At 69.0% G+C, this 14,487-nt stretch carries 18 protein-coding genes; 6 read left to right on the forward strand and 12 right to left on the reverse strand.

Annotation, left to right across the window (positions count from 1 at the left end; genetic code table 11):
* Positions 1-78 precede the first annotated feature (78 nt).
* Genes APZ21_RS04420 through APZ21_RS04435 form a run of 4 tightly spaced genes read left to right on the forward strand, consistent with a single transcriptional unit; the run spans position 79 to position 4,710 of the window.
* Complete coding sequence (locus tag APZ21_RS04420) at positions 79-1,500, forward strand: condensation domain-containing protein (protein ID WP_054811909.1); 1,422 nt, start codon at positions 79-81, stop codon at positions 1,498-1,500.
* Positions 1,497-2,372, forward strand: a complete 876-nt coding sequence (locus tag APZ21_RS04425) for an MFS transporter (RefSeq protein ID WP_054811910.1) — start codon at positions 1,497-1,499, stop codon at positions 2,370-2,372. Before APZ21_RS04420 ends, APZ21_RS04425 begins: the two co-directional genes overlap by 4 nt.
* A gap of 5 nt (positions 2,373-2,377) precedes the next feature.
* On the forward strand, positions 2,378-3,163 hold the full coding sequence (locus tag APZ21_RS04430) for an MFS transporter (RefSeq protein ID WP_054811911.1): 786 nt from the start codon (positions 2,378-2,380) through the stop codon (positions 3,161-3,163).
* A gap of 20 nt (positions 3,164-3,183) precedes the next feature.
* Complete coding sequence (locus APZ21_RS04435; protein WP_162240296.1) at positions 3,184-4,710, forward strand: ArnT family glycosyltransferase; 1,527 nt, start codon at positions 3,184-3,186, stop codon at positions 4,708-4,710.
* A gap of 37 nt (positions 4,711-4,747) precedes the next feature.
* On the opposite strand, the gene APZ21_RS04440 is transcribed toward APZ21_RS04435, so the two are convergent.
* Positions 4,748-5,038 (reverse strand): hypothetical protein, encoded by a 291-nt coding sequence (locus APZ21_RS04440; protein ID WP_054811913.1) that lies wholly within the window; start codon positions 5,036-5,038, stop codon positions 4,748-4,750.
* Positions 5,039-5,183: 145 nt separating this feature from the next.
* Between APZ21_RS04440 and APZ21_RS04445 the strand changes: the two genes are divergently transcribed.
* Entirely contained in the window at positions 5,184-6,020 is an 837-nt protein-coding gene (locus tag APZ21_RS04445) for a SigB/SigF/SigG family RNA polymerase sigma factor (protein WP_054811914.1), read from the forward strand.
* Here APZ21_RS04445 and APZ21_RS04450 read toward each other — a convergent pair whose 3' ends face one another.
* The 10 genes from APZ21_RS04450 to APZ21_RS04495 form a co-directional block, all read right to left on the reverse strand.
* Positions 6,021-6,326, reverse strand: a complete 306-nt coding sequence (locus tag APZ21_RS04450; protein ID WP_239476486.1) for an ANTAR domain-containing protein — start codon at positions 6,324-6,326, stop codon at positions 6,021-6,023. It lies immediately after the preceding gene.
* Positions 6,327-6,526: 200 nt separating this feature from the next.
* Positions 6,527-7,195: a phosphate signaling complex protein PhoU gene (phoU, locus tag APZ21_RS04455; RefSeq protein ID WP_054811916.1), complete on the reverse strand. Its 669-nt coding sequence runs from the start codon at positions 7,193-7,195 to the stop codon at positions 6,527-6,529.
* A 28-nt stretch (positions 7,196-7,223) separates the two neighbouring features.
* Complete coding sequence (locus tag APZ21_RS04460) at positions 7,224-7,949, reverse strand: class I SAM-dependent methyltransferase (RefSeq protein WP_054811917.1); 726 nt, start codon at positions 7,947-7,949, stop codon at positions 7,224-7,226.
* A 113-nt stretch (positions 7,950-8,062) separates the two neighbouring features.
* The gene (locus APZ21_RS04465; protein WP_054811918.1) at positions 8,063-8,398 is read right to left on the reverse strand and encodes a YnfA family protein; all 336 of its coding nucleotides are present in this window, start codon (positions 8,396-8,398) and stop codon (positions 8,063-8,065) included.
* Positions 8,399-8,480: 82 nt separating this feature from the next.
* A complete protein-coding gene (locus tag APZ21_RS04470; RefSeq protein ID WP_054812035.1) occupies positions 8,481-8,933 on the reverse strand; it encodes a MaoC family dehydratase in 453 nt (150 codons plus the stop codon).
* Positions 8,934-8,938: 5 nt separating this feature from the next.
* Positions 8,939-9,184 carry an HTD2 family dehydratase gene (locus APZ21_RS04475; protein ID WP_054811919.1) on the reverse strand — a complete coding sequence of 82 codons (246 nt, stop codon included), beginning with the start codon at positions 9,182-9,184 and terminating at the stop codon, positions 8,939-8,941.
* A complete protein-coding gene (fabG, locus tag APZ21_RS04480) occupies positions 9,181-9,933 on the reverse strand; it encodes a 3-oxoacyl-ACP reductase FabG (RefSeq protein WP_054811920.1) in 753 nt (250 codons plus the stop codon). Before fabG ends, APZ21_RS04475 begins: the two co-directional genes overlap by 4 nt.
* Before the next feature lie 45 nt (positions 9,934-9,978).
* Positions 9,979-10,572 carry a TetR/AcrR family transcriptional regulator gene (locus APZ21_RS04485; RefSeq protein WP_054811921.1) on the reverse strand — a complete coding sequence of 198 codons (594 nt, stop codon included), beginning with the start codon at positions 10,570-10,572 and terminating at the stop codon, positions 9,979-9,981.
* A 43-nt stretch (positions 10,573-10,615) separates the two neighbouring features.
* Entirely contained in the window at positions 10,616-11,329 is a 714-nt protein-coding gene (locus APZ21_RS04490) for an ABC transporter ATP-binding protein (RefSeq protein WP_054811922.1), read from the reverse strand.
* Complete coding sequence (locus APZ21_RS04495) at positions 11,326-12,447, reverse strand: ABC transporter permease (protein WP_054812036.1); 1,122 nt, start codon at positions 12,445-12,447, stop codon at positions 11,326-11,328. Before APZ21_RS04495 ends, APZ21_RS04490 begins: the two co-directional genes overlap by 4 nt.
* Here APZ21_RS04495 and APZ21_RS04500 point away from each other — a divergent pair.
* Positions 12,446-13,222 (forward strand): DUF6907 domain-containing protein, encoded by a 777-nt coding sequence (locus APZ21_RS04500; RefSeq protein ID WP_420845270.1) that lies wholly within the window; start codon positions 12,446-12,448, stop codon positions 13,220-13,222. The genes APZ21_RS04495 and APZ21_RS04500 overlap by 2 nt on opposite strands.
* 34 nt (positions 13,223-13,256) lie before the next feature.
* Here the strand turns inward: APZ21_RS04500 and APZ21_RS04505 are convergent, their stop codons facing one another.
* Positions 13,257-14,459, reverse strand: coding sequence for a cytochrome P450 (locus APZ21_RS04505; RefSeq protein ID WP_054811924.1), 1,203 nt, complete (start codon positions 14,457-14,459; stop codon positions 13,257-13,259).
* Positions 14,460-14,487: the final 28 nt, after the last annotated feature.

The following is a 14,487-nucleotide window of genomic DNA, read 5'->3' on the forward strand; positions in this document are numbered from 1 at the left end:
TCCGGCGCGCATGCCGCGCGCCGAAGCGCCGATTCGCGATCGTTCGCAGATTCTCTGCCGACATGAATCGAGGACACCGTGGTCGATTTCGGATTCATCGAGGATTGGGAGCCCGACCCCGGCCTGCTGACCAGCTGGACGCCGTCGTCGCAGACCTCGGTGGCGGCGCGGTCCGCGTCGGTTCATCCGGTTCTGCCCTCCCATCAGCAACAGGAATATCTGCGTGTCGCCGCCCGAAGTGCCCATTGCGGACTTCGCGGCTCCCGCTTGTGCCTGATCTCCTTCACGATTCCGGGCACACCGGATCTTGCGGTGTGGGAGCGCACCTTCACCCGTTTTCTCCGACGCCACGACACATTCTCCAGTTGGTTCGCCGAGGAATCCGACGGCAGCTTCGTCCGTCGCGTGTTCGATGCCTCGGCCATTCGGCTCACACGAGCCGCCGATCGCGAATTCCGCGACAGCGACGCAATCCGCGCGCATGTCGAGTACGGAACACCCGGCCCGCTGGAATGGGACTGCTTCGGATTCGGGGTCGTCGAACACGAGAACTCCTACACCGTCTACGCCGTGGTCGACCACCTGCACACCGACGGCATCGGTCAGGCGCTGTCCTGTGTGGACCTGATCACGCTGTTCGCCGACGAGGCATCCGACGGTGCGACGCCACCCACGCCCGTCGAGGGGCATATCGCCTACTGCGCCCGCGAACAAGCACACAACGGCAGGCTGACCTCGTCCTCGCCCGCGGTGCGGGCCTGGTTGGATCTGTTGCGCCGCAACGATGGTCACGTTCCCGGCTTCCCCGCCGACCTCGGTGTGGAGCGGGACCGACCCGTGCGCGGCGCGGTCGTGACGATCGAGTTGATCAGCGAGGACGAGGCGCTGCGCTTCGACGAGACCTGCCGTGCGGCGGGCGGACGGTTCACCGGTGGCATGTTCGCGGCCGCGGCACTGGCCGAAGCCGAAGTAGGCGGCGGCGACTGGCATTTCGGACTCACCCCGGTCAACACTCGCGCCACCGATGGTGAGGCGGCCTCGATCGGCTGGTATTCCAACCTGATCCCCGTGGCCTTCCCCGTCGATGCCGGCGCGACCTTCACCTCGCTGGTCCCGCGGGCCCAGGCCGCCTACGACGACGGCAAGGAACTGATCGACACGTCGGTGCATCGCGCGCTCGAACTCGCCACTCCCGAAGACGGAATCCGCACCGAGCGGGGCTGGTCGGCACGGATGCTGTCCTACGTCGACGTGCGCAGGATTCCCGGCGTGGAGATGTTCGACCTGATCGACGGCGGGCTGTACGGCAACCGCAGTGCCGCCACCGATGTGTACAACTGGATCAACCGGTTCCCCGACGTCACCAAACTGTCGGTCATGTTTCCCGACACCCCCGCCGCGCACGCCGCGATCGAGCGCTACCTGTCGGCGATGCGCGCCGTTTTCGCGACCGTGGCGGCCCGGGGCGAATACGCGCCGCGCGCGGGCGTCCTGCCGTGACATCGTCCCTTCCCGGCCGCACCGCCACCGCTGTCGGCGCCGCCGCGCGGACCGGCCGTGCGGCGTGGGCGTCGTTGGGTGCCTGCGTGATCGCGGTGTTCATGCAGATGCTCGACACCACCATCGTCAATACCGCGCTGCCCGATATCGCCGCCGAAGTGCGCGCTCCCGGCTCCGCGGAGGTGCTCGTCGTCGCGGCCTACAGCCTGGCCTTCGCGTGCTCGTTGCTGACTGCGGCGCGGCTCGGCGAATCCTTCGGGCGCAGAACCATATTCCTGCTCGCGACGGCGGGATTCGTCGCGGCGTCGCTGTGGTGCGGGCTCGCGACGCGGGCCACCGAGCTGATCGTGGCGCGCGGCGTGCAAGGCGTCTTCGCGGCCGCCATGTCCGCACAGACCATCGCGATCGTCATCGCCTGCTTCCAACCCGCGCGGCGCACGGTCGCCTTCGCGCTCTACGGGGCCGCGGCAGGCATCGCGGCCATGGCGGGTCCGCTGCTCGGGGGTGTGCTGGTGGCCGCCGATCCGGCGGGACTGGGCTGGCGGGCGATCTTCCTCGTCAACGTCCCGCTCGGCGCGATCGGATTCGCTTTGGCCTACCGCTATCTGGCGGTCGACGTGTCCGGGGAGGGCACGGGGCTCGACCCGACCGGCGTCGTACTCGGGACCGCTGGGCTGTCGCTGTTGCTGTACCCGTTGGCGGTGGGACATGAGAAGCACTGGGCCCCAGAGCTTCTGGTGACACTGTCCGTCGCGTTGCTGCTGCTGGCCTGCTTCGTGGCGCATCAGCGGCGCAAGTGTCGCGCGGGTGGGGCCGCGCTGCTCGACACCGGTCTGTTCGCCGATCCCGGCTCGCCGCAGGCATCGCCCTGACCTTCGTGTTCTTCGGCCTGTTCGCGGCGTTCCTTTTCACCGTCTCGGTGACGGCGCAGACGGGTCTGGGATTCTCCGCGCTGCGCACCGGGTTGATCATGCTGCCGTTCGCCTTGGGAGGCGCGGTCGGCGCACTCGTGTCTCCGACGATGGCGGCGAGGTGGCGCTCCCGTACCCTGACCGCCGGGCTCGCGGTGTTCGGTCTGGCGGTCGGCACGGTCGCCGTCGTCATACGTCCCGAGACCGGTGCCGTCGACCCGGTTCTGCTCGCCGCGCCGGTATTCCTGGCGGGCCTCGGTATGGGCCTGTTCGCGGCGCCACTGCCCGCCTTCGCCCTGGCCGGACTCGGGCACCGGGCAGCGGGCGCGGCATCGGGAGTGGTCCCGACGATGCAGCAACTCGGCACGTCGATCGGCCTCGCGGCAGGCGGGGTGGTCTTCTTCGCCCGCGTCGACGGGCAGGCCGCCGACGGCGTCCGGCACGCGGCGGCCGTCCTCGATTCGAACCTCGCCGCGGCCGGTGTCTCCACCGAGCGCCGAACCCGCCTCGTCGACGACTTCGCCGACTGCGTGAGTTCCACCCTGATCTCACCGACTCCGGTGTCCGCCCCGAACACGTGCCGAATCGGCGACCCCGCGGTGGACGGCGCACTCGACGCGGCGGTCCGACTGGCCACGGGCCAGACCTTCCTCGCCGCCTACACGACCCTGCTGTGGATCGTCGCCGCCGTCGCGCTCGCGCTGACCGTGCTCACCCCGGTACTGCGCACGCCGGAGCAGAATCACGCGTGATGATCCGACAGTGCCGCGGTGTGGCTGCTCCGGACTCGGCGGGCCGAACGATGACCCCTGAATTCGCCGTGGGCGCAGTGCTTTCCACTACTCTCGCGGCGGCCGTGATCCTGGTGGTGCGCGCAGGCCGCTACGACTGGTTCGGTGACGAATTGTATTTCGTCTCGGCGGGATACCGGCCTTCGGTGAGCTATGTCGATCAGGGGCCTCTGGTTCCGTTCGTCGCCCGTCTAGCAGACATGGTCGCGCCGGGGTCGCCGACAGCGCTGCGCCTGCCCGCGATCCTGATGAGCGTCGCGAGCATTCCCGTAACGGCCGCGTTGGCAAGAGAATTCGGAGGTGGACGGTTACCGCAGATGTTGGCGGCGATGGGTGTGGCGGGAAGTCCGTTCCTGGTCACGCAGTCGGCGTCGTTGTCCACCTTCGCCTTCGACGCCACACTGGGAGCGATCTTCGTCTGGTGTGTCGTGAACTGGGTTCGCACCCGCCGGGACGCGGCGGTGGTGGCGGCGATGACGACCGTCGCGCTCGCGATACAGGTGAAGCCGCTGATCCCGGTGCTGGTTGGGGGAATCGTATTGGGAGTGGCGATATTCGGGCCACGGACGCTGCCGCGCAAGCGATGGTTGTCGGTCGGGGTAGCGGTCACGGCGGCCACCGCGGTGCCCGCCGTGCTGTGGCAGGCCCGGCACGGATGGCCCCAGGCGGCGATGGGTTCGGTGATCCGCGCCGAGCAGCGGGCCGCGACCGGCGGTTCCGCGCAATTGCCGATTCAACTCGTGATGCTCACCGGCCCACTGGGAACGGTGCTTCTCGTCGTAGGTGTGATCGCGCTGCTGCGTGCGGGCGCACTGCGCGAGTTCCGGTTCTTGCTCGTGGCGACGGCGGTGCCGGTGGTCTTCGTCCTCGTCTCGGGCGGCAGACCCTACTACCTGGCCGGACTGTTCCCCGTCCTCTTCGCCGCGGGCGCGGCGTCGCTCGCCCCGGCGCGGCCTCGGCTGCGTGTCGGCGCGGCGGTGATCGGCGCACTGTCGCTGGTTGTGACCCTGACCCTGGTGTTCGCCCTGCCGATGCCCGACACCGCGGCACACGGTCCCATTCGTGACCAGCGGGAACTGTCCGTGCGAATGCGCGTGGCGGGCACGACGGGGTGGCAACAGTTGATCGACACCACGCGGCGCGCCTATTCGGACTTGTCGCCGGCCGAACGTGTCGGCGCCGTCGTGGTCGCCGAGAACTACTGGCAGGCGGCCGCGCTCGACCGGGTCGCCGACCTACCGCCCGTCTACAGCCCCAACCGCGGCTTCGCGGCTTTCGGCGCACCCCCGGAATCGGCCGCGACCGTCCTGTACGTCACCGCGGGCACCCCGGACCGGCAGTGGCACTCGCTATTCCCCAACAGCGAGGAACTCGCCCGCCTCGACCTCGCGGACGGGTTCCCGGGGATCACGCGCGGGGTGACGGTGTGGCGATGCGCGCGACCGGAGCATGGTTGGGCGAATGCATGGAAAAGCCTGTCCACGAACGACTTCGACGCGGGTTGGTGAGCTTGCGCGCGCCGGACGGGCGCCGCGGTGACGTGGCCTATTCGTCGCGGTAGAGATCGGCGCGCAGTGAGAGACGTTCGGTGAAGGACTGCGCCCAGGCATGTTCGGCGGGTTCGTCGACCACGACCGGGATTCGTCTGGGGCGGGCCGGGTGCTGCCGGTGCCGGATCGTCGTCGGCGGGCCCGGGCGGGACTGCTGCGCCAGCACGCGGGTATTCCAGCCGATGTATTCCTGCACGGTCATTCCGGCGCAATCGGCGGCGTCCTGTAGTAGTCGCCACTCCTCGTCGCTCATGGTCACCGTGACCGTGACTTCCCTGCTCGCCATATCTCACCGTAGCCGTATTCGGCGGGCGATGTGTGGTGGAACACGCTCGCCGACTTCGGGTATCGGCAGAGATGTTTGAGTCGGCTCCGGCGGGGTTACCGGGTCAGCACTGGAAGTCGTTCCCGGATCCACAGAGAGCAGTGTGATGACCGATATCGCGAAGTCGGCCTCCGTATCGCCCCGCCGTCGTGGTGATTCCTACGACAACATCGAACCCTGGTTCGACAAACTCGCCGCGCTCGAGCCCGACGACCCCCATCGGGCGGTGGTGCGGGAGGAGATCATCGGGATGTGTCTGCCGCTGGCGGGGAACATCGCCCGCAAGTTCAGTGGGCGCGGCGTCGATGAAGAGGACCTTTACCAGGTCGCGTGTGTCGGCTTGCTCGGCGCGGTCGATCGTTTCGATCCGCGGTTCGGTGCGAGTTTTCTCGGGTTCGCGGTTCCTACCATCATGGGCGAGGTCCGACGGCATTTCCGCGACCAGGCGTGGGCGGTTCGGGTGCCCCGCGGGGTCAAGGAGGTACACGGCAAGATCGGGCCCGCGGTCGAGACCCTGACCCACCGATTGGGGCGGATGCCGCGTCCGAGCGAGATCGCGGCCGAACTCGGCGTCGATCAGGTGGAGGTCACCCAGGCCCTTGTCGCGGGCAACGCCTACAGCACCGATTCCCTCGACGCACCCCACGGCGACGAGGGCGAGGCAAGCAATCATGTGGCGGCGCGTCTCGGCAGCGAGGATGCGGCCTTCGGACTGCTCGAGGACGCCATGACGGTGGGCCCGCTGTTGCAGGCGCTGCCCGCCGAACAGCGGCGACTGCTGACGTGGCGGTTCGCCGACAATCTGACCCAGGCCGAGATCGCACGGCGTCTCGGCACCTCGCAGATGCAGGTCTCCCGAATACTGACCCGCATCTTCAAGGCTATTCGCGAGCAGGCGCTCGCCGAACCGGTTGCCTCGGGACGTGGCGATCGTGCGGCCTGATCAGCGTGTGAGGTCTCCCGAGCGCGGTCGGTCCGCGCCGAAGAGGACTCGATCCAGCCGGGTCCGCAGGAGTTCCGGCGACTGCGGTGCGCCGAGCGAGGGCAGGTCCGCGACCACGGCCGCGGCCAGCTCCCGAACCTTGACATTGGTGTCCTGGGACGCCGTGCGCAGAATCGCGAAAGCCTGATCGGCGTCCACACCGTAGAGCAGCATGATCGCGCCCTTGGCCTGTTCGATCGCCGCTCGCGCCGCCGCGGTCGCCGGATCAGTCACCGGCGACCGCGCGGTGTTCTCGAAGTCGTTCACACCGAGACCCTTTCCGCCCCGCCGCACCCGGGAGACCGCGCGGAGCTGTCGAACCGCATACGTGCACGGCAATACCCACCGAGCGGTCCGCTCACACCGCATGGTCCACGGGCCCGACGCCGCGAACACCGCCTCGCGCGTCTTCTTCACGCTGTGGGATCTGGGCACGCGGGTATTCCGGCGGGTGAACGGTGGTTCGGCTACGCGCCCTGGTCGGGTATCCAGGTGTCCGGGTTCTGACCGGTTGTCATGAAAATCGTACGGCGGCCGACCTCGGCGGCGCGGTCGGCGAACCGCTCGTAATAGCGGCCGAGCAGAGTCAGATCCACCACGGCGGTCGTCGACTCGGCCCAGTCGTTGGACAGGATCGCGGTCAGCAGTTCGCGGTGCACGCCGTTCATGACGTCGTCCAGTTCCGTGAGCGCGGCGGCCTTGTGCGGATCGCGGGTGTCCAGAACCTCGAGCGCGCCGCGGACGATACCGACCGCCGCCGAGCCCATGCGCGCCACGATCGGGCGCACCGATTCGGGAACGGCGTGCTTCGGGTGGCGACGGCGCGCGGTCAGCGCGATGTGCTCGGCCAGTGCCGCCATGCGCGTGAGTTCCCCGCCGAGCTGGATGGCGGTGACGACCTGGCGAAGTTCCCCGGCGACCGGAGCCTGCAACGCCAGTAGCGACACGGCCGTGTTCTCGCACTCCTCACCGAGCGTCGCGACGATCGCGGCCGTGTCTATGACACTCTCGGCCGACCCGACATCGGCGCGCAGCACGGCGTCGGTCGCGGCGTCGATGGCGGTGAGGTCGTGACGACACATCAACCGCAACAGGGTCGCGAGCTGGTCGAGGCTGTCGTGGAACTGGGTCCGCATCCGGGCATTCTCCCAGATGGAGGCGTCGTCACTCGACGCCGGGCGCGTGGCGGCAGACGAGCATCTGGGAACCGCCCGCTTGGAATTCGTATGCCACGTCGGTGATCTCGGTGACGATCCCGCGGGAGCGCAGGTCTGCGCGCAGCGTGTCGAGATGGGCGTAGACGATATCCGAGCCGATCGGGGTCAGCGGGAAAACCCGCAATTCGCCGGTGGTGACGCGCATCAGGTCGGTGACGGCGGCGAGATGGAAGTCGTAGTCGAAATGCTCGGCGTAGCTGAACAGCAGGTGCGAACTCACCACGAGTTCGAAATCGCGGTCGGCGAACGGCAATTCCGGGAGACGCCCGGGTACGTAGCGGTGCGGATCGGTGCGAGCGTGGGCGGCGAATCGGAGCGTGGTCGCGCGGCGCACGCGCAGGTGATGGTCGGGATCGGTGAAGTAACTCCACCGGAACTTCTCCGCATGGGCGCGTACATAGTCGTTGCCGCGTCGGGCCTCGTCGGCCGCCGTCGCGGTGATGTGTGCGATTCCGCCGTCGAAGTAGGCGATATCGCACGCGGTCGCGTCACCGCCGCGGGCGCACACCTCGGCGGTGAATCCGGCGGCGCCCGCCGGGCAGTCCAGAATGCGCAGCCCGAGGTCGGTGTCGCTGAGCGCGAACATGGCCCGGTACTCGTCCAGCGAGCGGGAACTGATCAGAATTCTGGCGAAATTCTCACCGTCCGCAGGGCCGGTGTCCGTGGTTGTCATGTGTCCTCCCTAAGTTTTCGGCAGCTGCCCCACCGCGAGTTCGACCTCGGCGCGGTCGGTGTCGCCCGTCGAGACGCGCGGCGCCGACCCGGAATCGGCGTGGTTCGGGACGGTCAGGCGGTGCGCGGCGCGTACATGATGACGGCGACGCCTGCGAGGCAGATCACCGCGCCGGCGATATCCCAGCGGTCGGGGCGGAAACCGTCGAAAGCCATGCCCCACAACAGCGATCCGGCGACGAACACCCCGCCGTAGGCGGCGAGAATGCGCCCGAAGTTGGCGTCGGGTTGCAGGGTGGCGACGAACCCGTAGATCCCGAGCGCGATGACGCCCGCGCCGATCCAGGCCCATCCCCGGTGCTCACGCACGCCTTGCCACACGAGCCACGCGCCGCCGATCTCGGCGAGCGCGGCCAGGACGAACAGCAGTATCGAACGCAGCACGGTCATGGTCGGAGCCTAAATGTCTGGTTCGGGAAGGGCGATGACGAACCGGCGGCCGGGCGTCGGTCAGCCGGTCGTGTGCACCGTGTCACAGCAGGATCGCCGTGAGTGTCTCGGCGACGAGCGCCGGTTTGTCCACGCCCTCGGCCTCGACGCTCCACCGCACGGTCAGCAGTGCGCGTCCGCCGTCCACCTGGAGATCCGCGGGGGTGGCTCGGGCGCGCACCCGCGTGCCGACCCGGACCGCGGCGGGGAAGCGGACCTTGTTGCTGCCGTAGTTGATCCGCGCGGATCCGAAATCGAGGGCGAACAGGTCGCGGCCGAGGAACGGGATCATGGACAGGGTCAGGTAGCCGTGGGCGATGGTGCCGCCGTAGGGCCCGTCGGCCGCGCGGCGCGGGTCAACGTGGATCCACTGGTCGTCACCGGTGCAGTGGGCGAAGGCGTCGACGCGGGACTGGTCGATCGCGACCCACGGTCCGGGACCGAGGGTTTCGCCGATCGCCGATCGCAGGTCCTCGATCGAGACGAAGCCGCGCACGGCCGTCACCGCCGACCGCCCGCGAACATCCGTCTCGGCGAGTCGACCGGCGGCGGGAACGATCGATGCGCCGGATGCCCGTCGCACCCGATCGCGGACGGCAGCGGACGCCGGGCCCGCGTCGCCGAGCGCCACGGCGGTGGCGGATCGCCCGCGGCCGTGGCGGGCGGCCCGTCGGATTCGGACGGTGCGCCCGGTGCGAGGCCGACGTAATCCTCGATGACGAAAGTGCGGGCTGCCCAGTCGTTCACATGAACCGTCCGCCGGTCACTTCCAGCGCCGTTCCGGTCATGTACGACGACAGATCCGAGGCCAGGAACAGTGCGACATTCGCGACCTCCGCCGGCTCGCCCGCGCGCTCCATCGGTATCTCGGCCATCTTCTGCTGCCATGCCTTCTCCGGCATGGCAAGGGTCATGGCCGAGCGGATCAGACCGGGCTGGATGGCATTGACCCGCACGCCGAATCGCGCGACCTCCTTGGCGGCCGCCTTGGTGAGTCCGACGATGCCCGCCTTGGCGGCCGAGTAGTTGGTCTGCCCGACCATGCCGACCTTGCCCGAGAGCGAGGAGATGTTGACGATGCTGCCGCGCCGCTGTTCCCGCATGATCGCCGCGGCCAGGCGCGTGCCGTGCCAGGTGCCCTTGAGATGCACCGATACGACCTGGTCGAAGTCCTCCTCGGTCATGTTGCGCATGGTGGCGTCGCGGGTGATGCCCGCGTTGTTGACCATGACGTCCACCGAACCGAATTCGGCCAGCGCGGTGTCGAGCAGGGCGGAGACGTCCTCGCCTCGGGTCACATCGCAGTGCACCGCGCGCAGGCTGTCGGTAGCCGAGGCGGGGTGCGCGGCTGTATCGAATGCCGCGTGCGCGGCGTCGGGATTGAGGTCACCGACGACCACGCGCGCGCCCTCGGCGAGGAAATTCGACGCGATGGCGAGCCCGATGCCCTGGGCGCCGCCGGTGACGACCGCCACACGGCCCTCGAGAAGTGACATGTCGTGGATCCTTTCCGCAGCAACGGCGTTCGGTACGGTCGGGCGTCACGGCATCGGCGATGCCGACTCGCGCAGATACGGTTCGAGCAATTGGTGCGCGAGCGCTCGGACGTGTGCTTCGTCGGCGCCGTTCTCGATCATGCGACTCGCGGCGAGGACGATCGATTGGATCAGATCGGACATGCCCTCCGGGTCGTCGGCGCCGTGCGCCTCGATGGCCGCGGCGAGCGGTACGCGTAGCCGATCATGCAGTATTCGGCTGTCCTCGGCGAGGCGTTCCCCGGGGACGACCGCGGCGAGGCCACGCACCACGGCGTGTTCGCCGGCGGCCACCAGGTACAGATTCGCGTCGACGTAGGCGAGTACCCGCGCGCCCGGGTCCTCCACGCCGTCCATCCGCTCCACGACCGCGCGCGACCAGCGCGGGAAGCTGTCGGCGATGACCGCCTCCAACAGGTCCTCACGCGAGCGGAAGTAGCGATACACGCTGGGCCGCGCCAGACCTGTCCGCTTCGCGACGGCGGCCAGGCCCGGCGCTTCGTTGCCGCCTTCGGCGAGTAGTTCGCGAGCTGCGTCCAGGATGGCTCGGCGCTGCGCGGCGCGATGCTCAGCGACGGTGGCGGCCTGGATTCTCGGCATCTGCGAGCCTTCTCCTCTCACGACACGGCGGCACGTGTTCCCGTCAGTCGACTCGTGCCAGTTTCCCGTCGATCATCTCGTACACCGTGTCGCAGTGGCCGAGCGACTCGTGGTCGTGGGTGACCATGACGGTCGCCGCGCGATGGGTACGGGTCTGCTCGGCGAGCAGTTCGACGACCTCCCGGCTGCGCGCCCGGTCCAGTGCCGCGGTCGGCTCGTCCACCAGGAGCAGTGTCGGCGCGGTCATCAGGGCCCGAGCGATGCCCACCCGCTGCCGCTCGCCGCCGGAGAGCTGGTGCGGTCGGCGGTTCGCCTTCTCCGCCAGACCGACCTCACGCAGCAGCGCGAGCGGGTCGCGCGCCGGGGGGCGCTTCCCGAACTTCGTCGGCAGTCGGAGCTGATCGACGGCGGTCAGGGCCGGGACGAGATTGCCGGACTGGAACACGAAGCCGACCAGGTCGTGACGAAGCGCGGCGCGCACGCGGCTACTCGAAACGGTCATATCGTGCCCGGCGACGGTGACCGTCCCGGAATCCGGGCGCGTCAGCGCGCCCGCCACGGCCAGCAATGTCGATTTGCCCGAGCCCGACGGGCCGATCACCGCGGCGAATTCCCCGGGTGCGACCGTGAGGCTGACGCGATCCAGCGCAAGCATCGTGTCCTCGCCGTCGCCGAACCGCAAGCTGACCTCGTCCATCACCAGTCCGGCCGTGACGTCGGCCGAGTTCGTGTCTTCGATTCGGGCGGTGGTGGTCATCGGCTGCCTCCCAGTGCGATGAGGGGATCGACCGAGGCGATCCGTATGATCGCGGCGGCCGCGCCCGCCGCGCCGAGGACGACGAGCAGCGCGGCCGCCGACCCGATCGCGGAGACGGTCATCGAGAACGGGACCGCCGCGCCCATCAGGCTGCCGAGGCCGACGCCGATGCCGACGCCCGCGAGCACCGCGAGCACGAGGATGATCAGCGCCTGGGTGAGCCCGTCGCGCAGCAGGTAGCTCGTGGGCGCTCCCATCGCGCGCAGCACGGCGAGTTCGTGTCGCCGCTGGATGGTCCACACCGTGAAGAACGCTCCCACGACCAGAGCGGAGATGGCGTACAGGAACATGCGGATCATGCTCAGCGTCAGTGTCTCGGCGCTGTAGCCGGGAGACGCGGCGAACGACTCCGACAGCGAGAGACTCCTCGTGCCCGCGGCGCGGTCTCCCGCCGCGAGATCGACGCCGTCACCGCCCGCCACGGCGACCGCGGTGATCTCGCGGTGGACGTGTTGGGGTACGGGATCACCCGGCTTGACGCCGGCCCTGATCTCCTGCCAGACGGGTAGCGGCGCGTACGCGACGTCCACGTGACCGTAGGTGTGCTGTCCTGACAGGGAGCCGACCACCTTCAGCCGCGTACCCACCCGGTCGACGGTCACGGTGTCGCCGATCCGCAGCCCGGCGTCGATCGCCGTGTCACTGACGACGATGCCGTCGGGTGCGCCCAACCGGTCTCCGGCCGCGACCGGTGGGGCGAGGAACGAATCGGGTTGCACGCCGAACAGCGCGAGATCGATTTCGACGCCGCCATCACTGCGGGCGTTGACGAGCGTGTTGCCGAAGGGCGCGGCGTGGTCGACACCGGGTCGGGCGGCCCATGTCGCGACCGCGTCCTGGTCGACGACGCTGCGGGAGAACGCGGAATCGGTGGGCACGCCGGCCGCGAAGGCGAAAGAGGTGACCGGCAGTTGTCGCAGTCCGGAGATACCGTCGCGGACCAATCCTTCGGAGAAGCCCGACAGCATGACCATGAGTACCGCGATCAGTGAGATAACCGCCCCTACCAGGGTGAATCGCACCCAGGCGAAGCGCAGTTCGCGAATGGCTAGAAACATGTGTGCCGCCTCGCGCACAAGGTTGGAAACATCATGTCAGCATGATAGCGACAGAGTGTTTCTATATCTCGGCCGGGTGACGCGCGTACGGTGCGTCGCGTCGGTCGGTGCGGCGAATCGGCGCTACAGTGTCGGGGCGGGTCTGGCCAGGGGAGACCCGCTGTCGGGTGACTTGTGGGGAGTCGTTGTGGCCGTGGTGTTTTCCTGTCCATCGTGGTGTGTGGACCATAGAGATCCGGTACCGGGCGACCCCGGTGACGGTGGCGCGCACTACGGCCCGGAGCTGATGCTGATCCTCGACGACACCCGGGAACCCGACCTGCCGCGCCAAGTGCGCATCCAGGTCGCCGCGCACGACCGTGACGGCAGGCGGCGCGGTCTGATCGGCCTGGTCGACCCCTGTGGCATGGCCGTCGAACTGAGTCCCGCCGACGCCCGCGACGTCGCCGCTATCCTGCTGCGCGGGGCCGATCTGCGGCTCGCGCCCGCGGAAGGGACCTGCCCGGTCTGGTGCCTCGGCCACACCGCGTCGCCCGGCGACGGTTTCGACACCATCGTCGAGCATCGCGGGCCGTTCATGGCCGTGCTGCCCTCGGAGTCGCGTGCGGGCGGCGTGATGGTCTCGGTGCGCGTGACCGCGATCGATGAACAGGACAGCCGCGAGGTCTGCCTCGAACTCGTCGTGCGCTCGATCGCGACCGAACTCACCGGCGCCGATGCCTGCCGGATCGCCGCCCACTTGCTCAACAGCGCGGATCAGATCGACGGGGGGTGAGGTCCGCCGCGCCGACGGGCATCGCTCGAATGCCTCACCAATCGACGAGCAGTTCCCGTGGGCCGCGGACCAACAGGCCCGTCTTCCAGGGGATGTCCTCGAGCGGGACGGCGAGACGCAGGGTCGGGAAGGTGTCGACCAGTCCGGCGAGGGCGACCTGTAATTCGACGCGGGCCAGTTGCGCGCCGAGACAGTGGTGAGCGCCGTGGCCGAAGGCCATGTGGGGGTTGAAGTCTCGCTCGAGTACGAGCCGGTCGGCGTCGGGGAACACGGATTCGTCGCGGTTGGCCGATTGGGTGTTGACCAGCACCGCTTCGCCCGCGCGCACCAGGACTCCGCTCAATTCCACGTCCTCGGTGGCGATTCGGGCGAAGGAGCTGCCCGCGCCGAGCTGGGTGAAGCGCAGCAGCTCCTCCACGGCGGCGGGGATGGCGTCGGGGTCATCGGTGAGCCGCTGCCACAGCGCCGGCCGGGTGAGCAGGAGGTAGACGAAGTTGGCGATCTGGTTCGCGGTGGTCTCGTGGCCCGCGATGAGCAGGCCGATACCGAGATTGACCAGCTCTTCCTCGCTGAGCCGATCGCCGTCGTCGCGGGCAAGGACCAGTGCGCCGAGCAGATCGTCGGTGGGGTCGGCGCGCCGGTGGGCGACGAGTTCGGCCAGGTAGTCCTCCAGACCGCTTCGCGCGGCGGCGATCTCGTCGCGGCTGTAGGCGGTCGTGGACAGTGTGATGTCGGAGAAATCGCGGAATCGGTGCTGATCGGCGGCCGGTATGCCGAGCATGTCGCAGATGACCGTGACCGGGATGGGCAGCGCGAACGACGCGACCAGATCGGCCGGCGCGCCCTTGACCCGCATCTCGGTGAGGCAGGTTCGCACGATGTAGTCGACACGGGGGCGCAACTGCTGGACGCGGCGGCCGGTGAACGCCCTGACGACGAGTTTGCGCAGCCTGGTGTGTTCGGGCGGGTCCATGCCGAGTAGCCCGTTGCGGCGGGCGGGTTCGGGGGTGGCGCGCGGAACGTCCTCGCGTTCGGTGGCTTCGGACCGGCTGAAGCGCCGGTCGCCCAAAACCGTTCTGACGTCTTCGTATCGGGTGACCAGCCAGCCTTCGCCGCCGTAGGGGAGCCGCACCCGGGAGACGGGCTCCTCCCTGCGCAGCGCGGCGAGCATGGGGTCGATGTCGAGGCGGACGGGTGCGCCGAAAGGATACTGACGCACCTCGGAATTGACGGTCATTCGCACTCCCGTTCTGGGGCGGCGGTCG

The organism is Nocardia arizonensis, assembly GCF_001310275.1.
Classification (GTDB): Bacteria; Actinomycetota; Actinomycetes; order Mycobacteriales; family Mycobacteriaceae; genus Nocardia; species Nocardia arizonensis.

Coding starts and splice junctions, on each gene's coding strand:
- APZ21_RS04440 (WP_054811913.1), bottom strand. CDS start 5,038: ATGGCGAGCAGGGAAGTCACGGTCACGGTGACCATGAGCGACGAGGAG.
- APZ21_RS04445 (WP_054811914.1), top strand. CDS start 5,184: ATGACCGATATCGCGAAGTCGGCCTCCGTATCGCCCCGCCGTCGTGGT.
- phoU (WP_054811916.1), bottom strand. CDS start 7,195: ATGCGGACCCAGTTCCACGACAGCCTCGACCAGCTCGCGACCCTGTTG.
- APZ21_RS04460 (WP_054811917.1), bottom strand. CDS start 7,949: ATGACAACCACGGACACCGGCCCTGCGGACGGTGAGAATTTCGCCAGA.
- APZ21_RS04465 (WP_054811918.1), bottom strand. CDS start 8,398: ATGACCGTGCTGCGTTCGATACTGCTGTTCGTCCTGGCCGCGCTCGCC.
- fabG (WP_054811920.1), bottom strand. CDS start 9,933: ATGTCACTTCTCGAGGGCCGTGTGGCGGTCGTCACCGGCGGCGCCCAG.
- APZ21_RS04485 (WP_054811921.1), bottom strand. CDS start 10,572: ATGCCGAGAATCCAGGCCGCCACCGTCGCTGAGCATCGCGCCGCGCAG.
- APZ21_RS04490 (WP_054811922.1), bottom strand. CDS start 11,329: ATGACCACCACCGCCCGAATCGAAGACACGAACTCGGCCGACGTCACG.
- APZ21_RS04500 (WP_420845270.1), top strand. CDS start 12,446: ATGTGTGCCGCCTCGCGCACAAGGTTGGAAACATCATGTCAGCATGAT.
- APZ21_RS04495 (WP_054812036.1), bottom strand. CDS start 12,447: ATGTTTCTAGCCATTCGCGAACTGCGCTTCGCCTGGGTGCGATTCACC.
- APZ21_RS04505 (WP_054811924.1), bottom strand. CDS start 14,459: ATGACCGTCAATTCCGAGGTGCGTCAGTATCCTTTCGGCGCACCCGTC.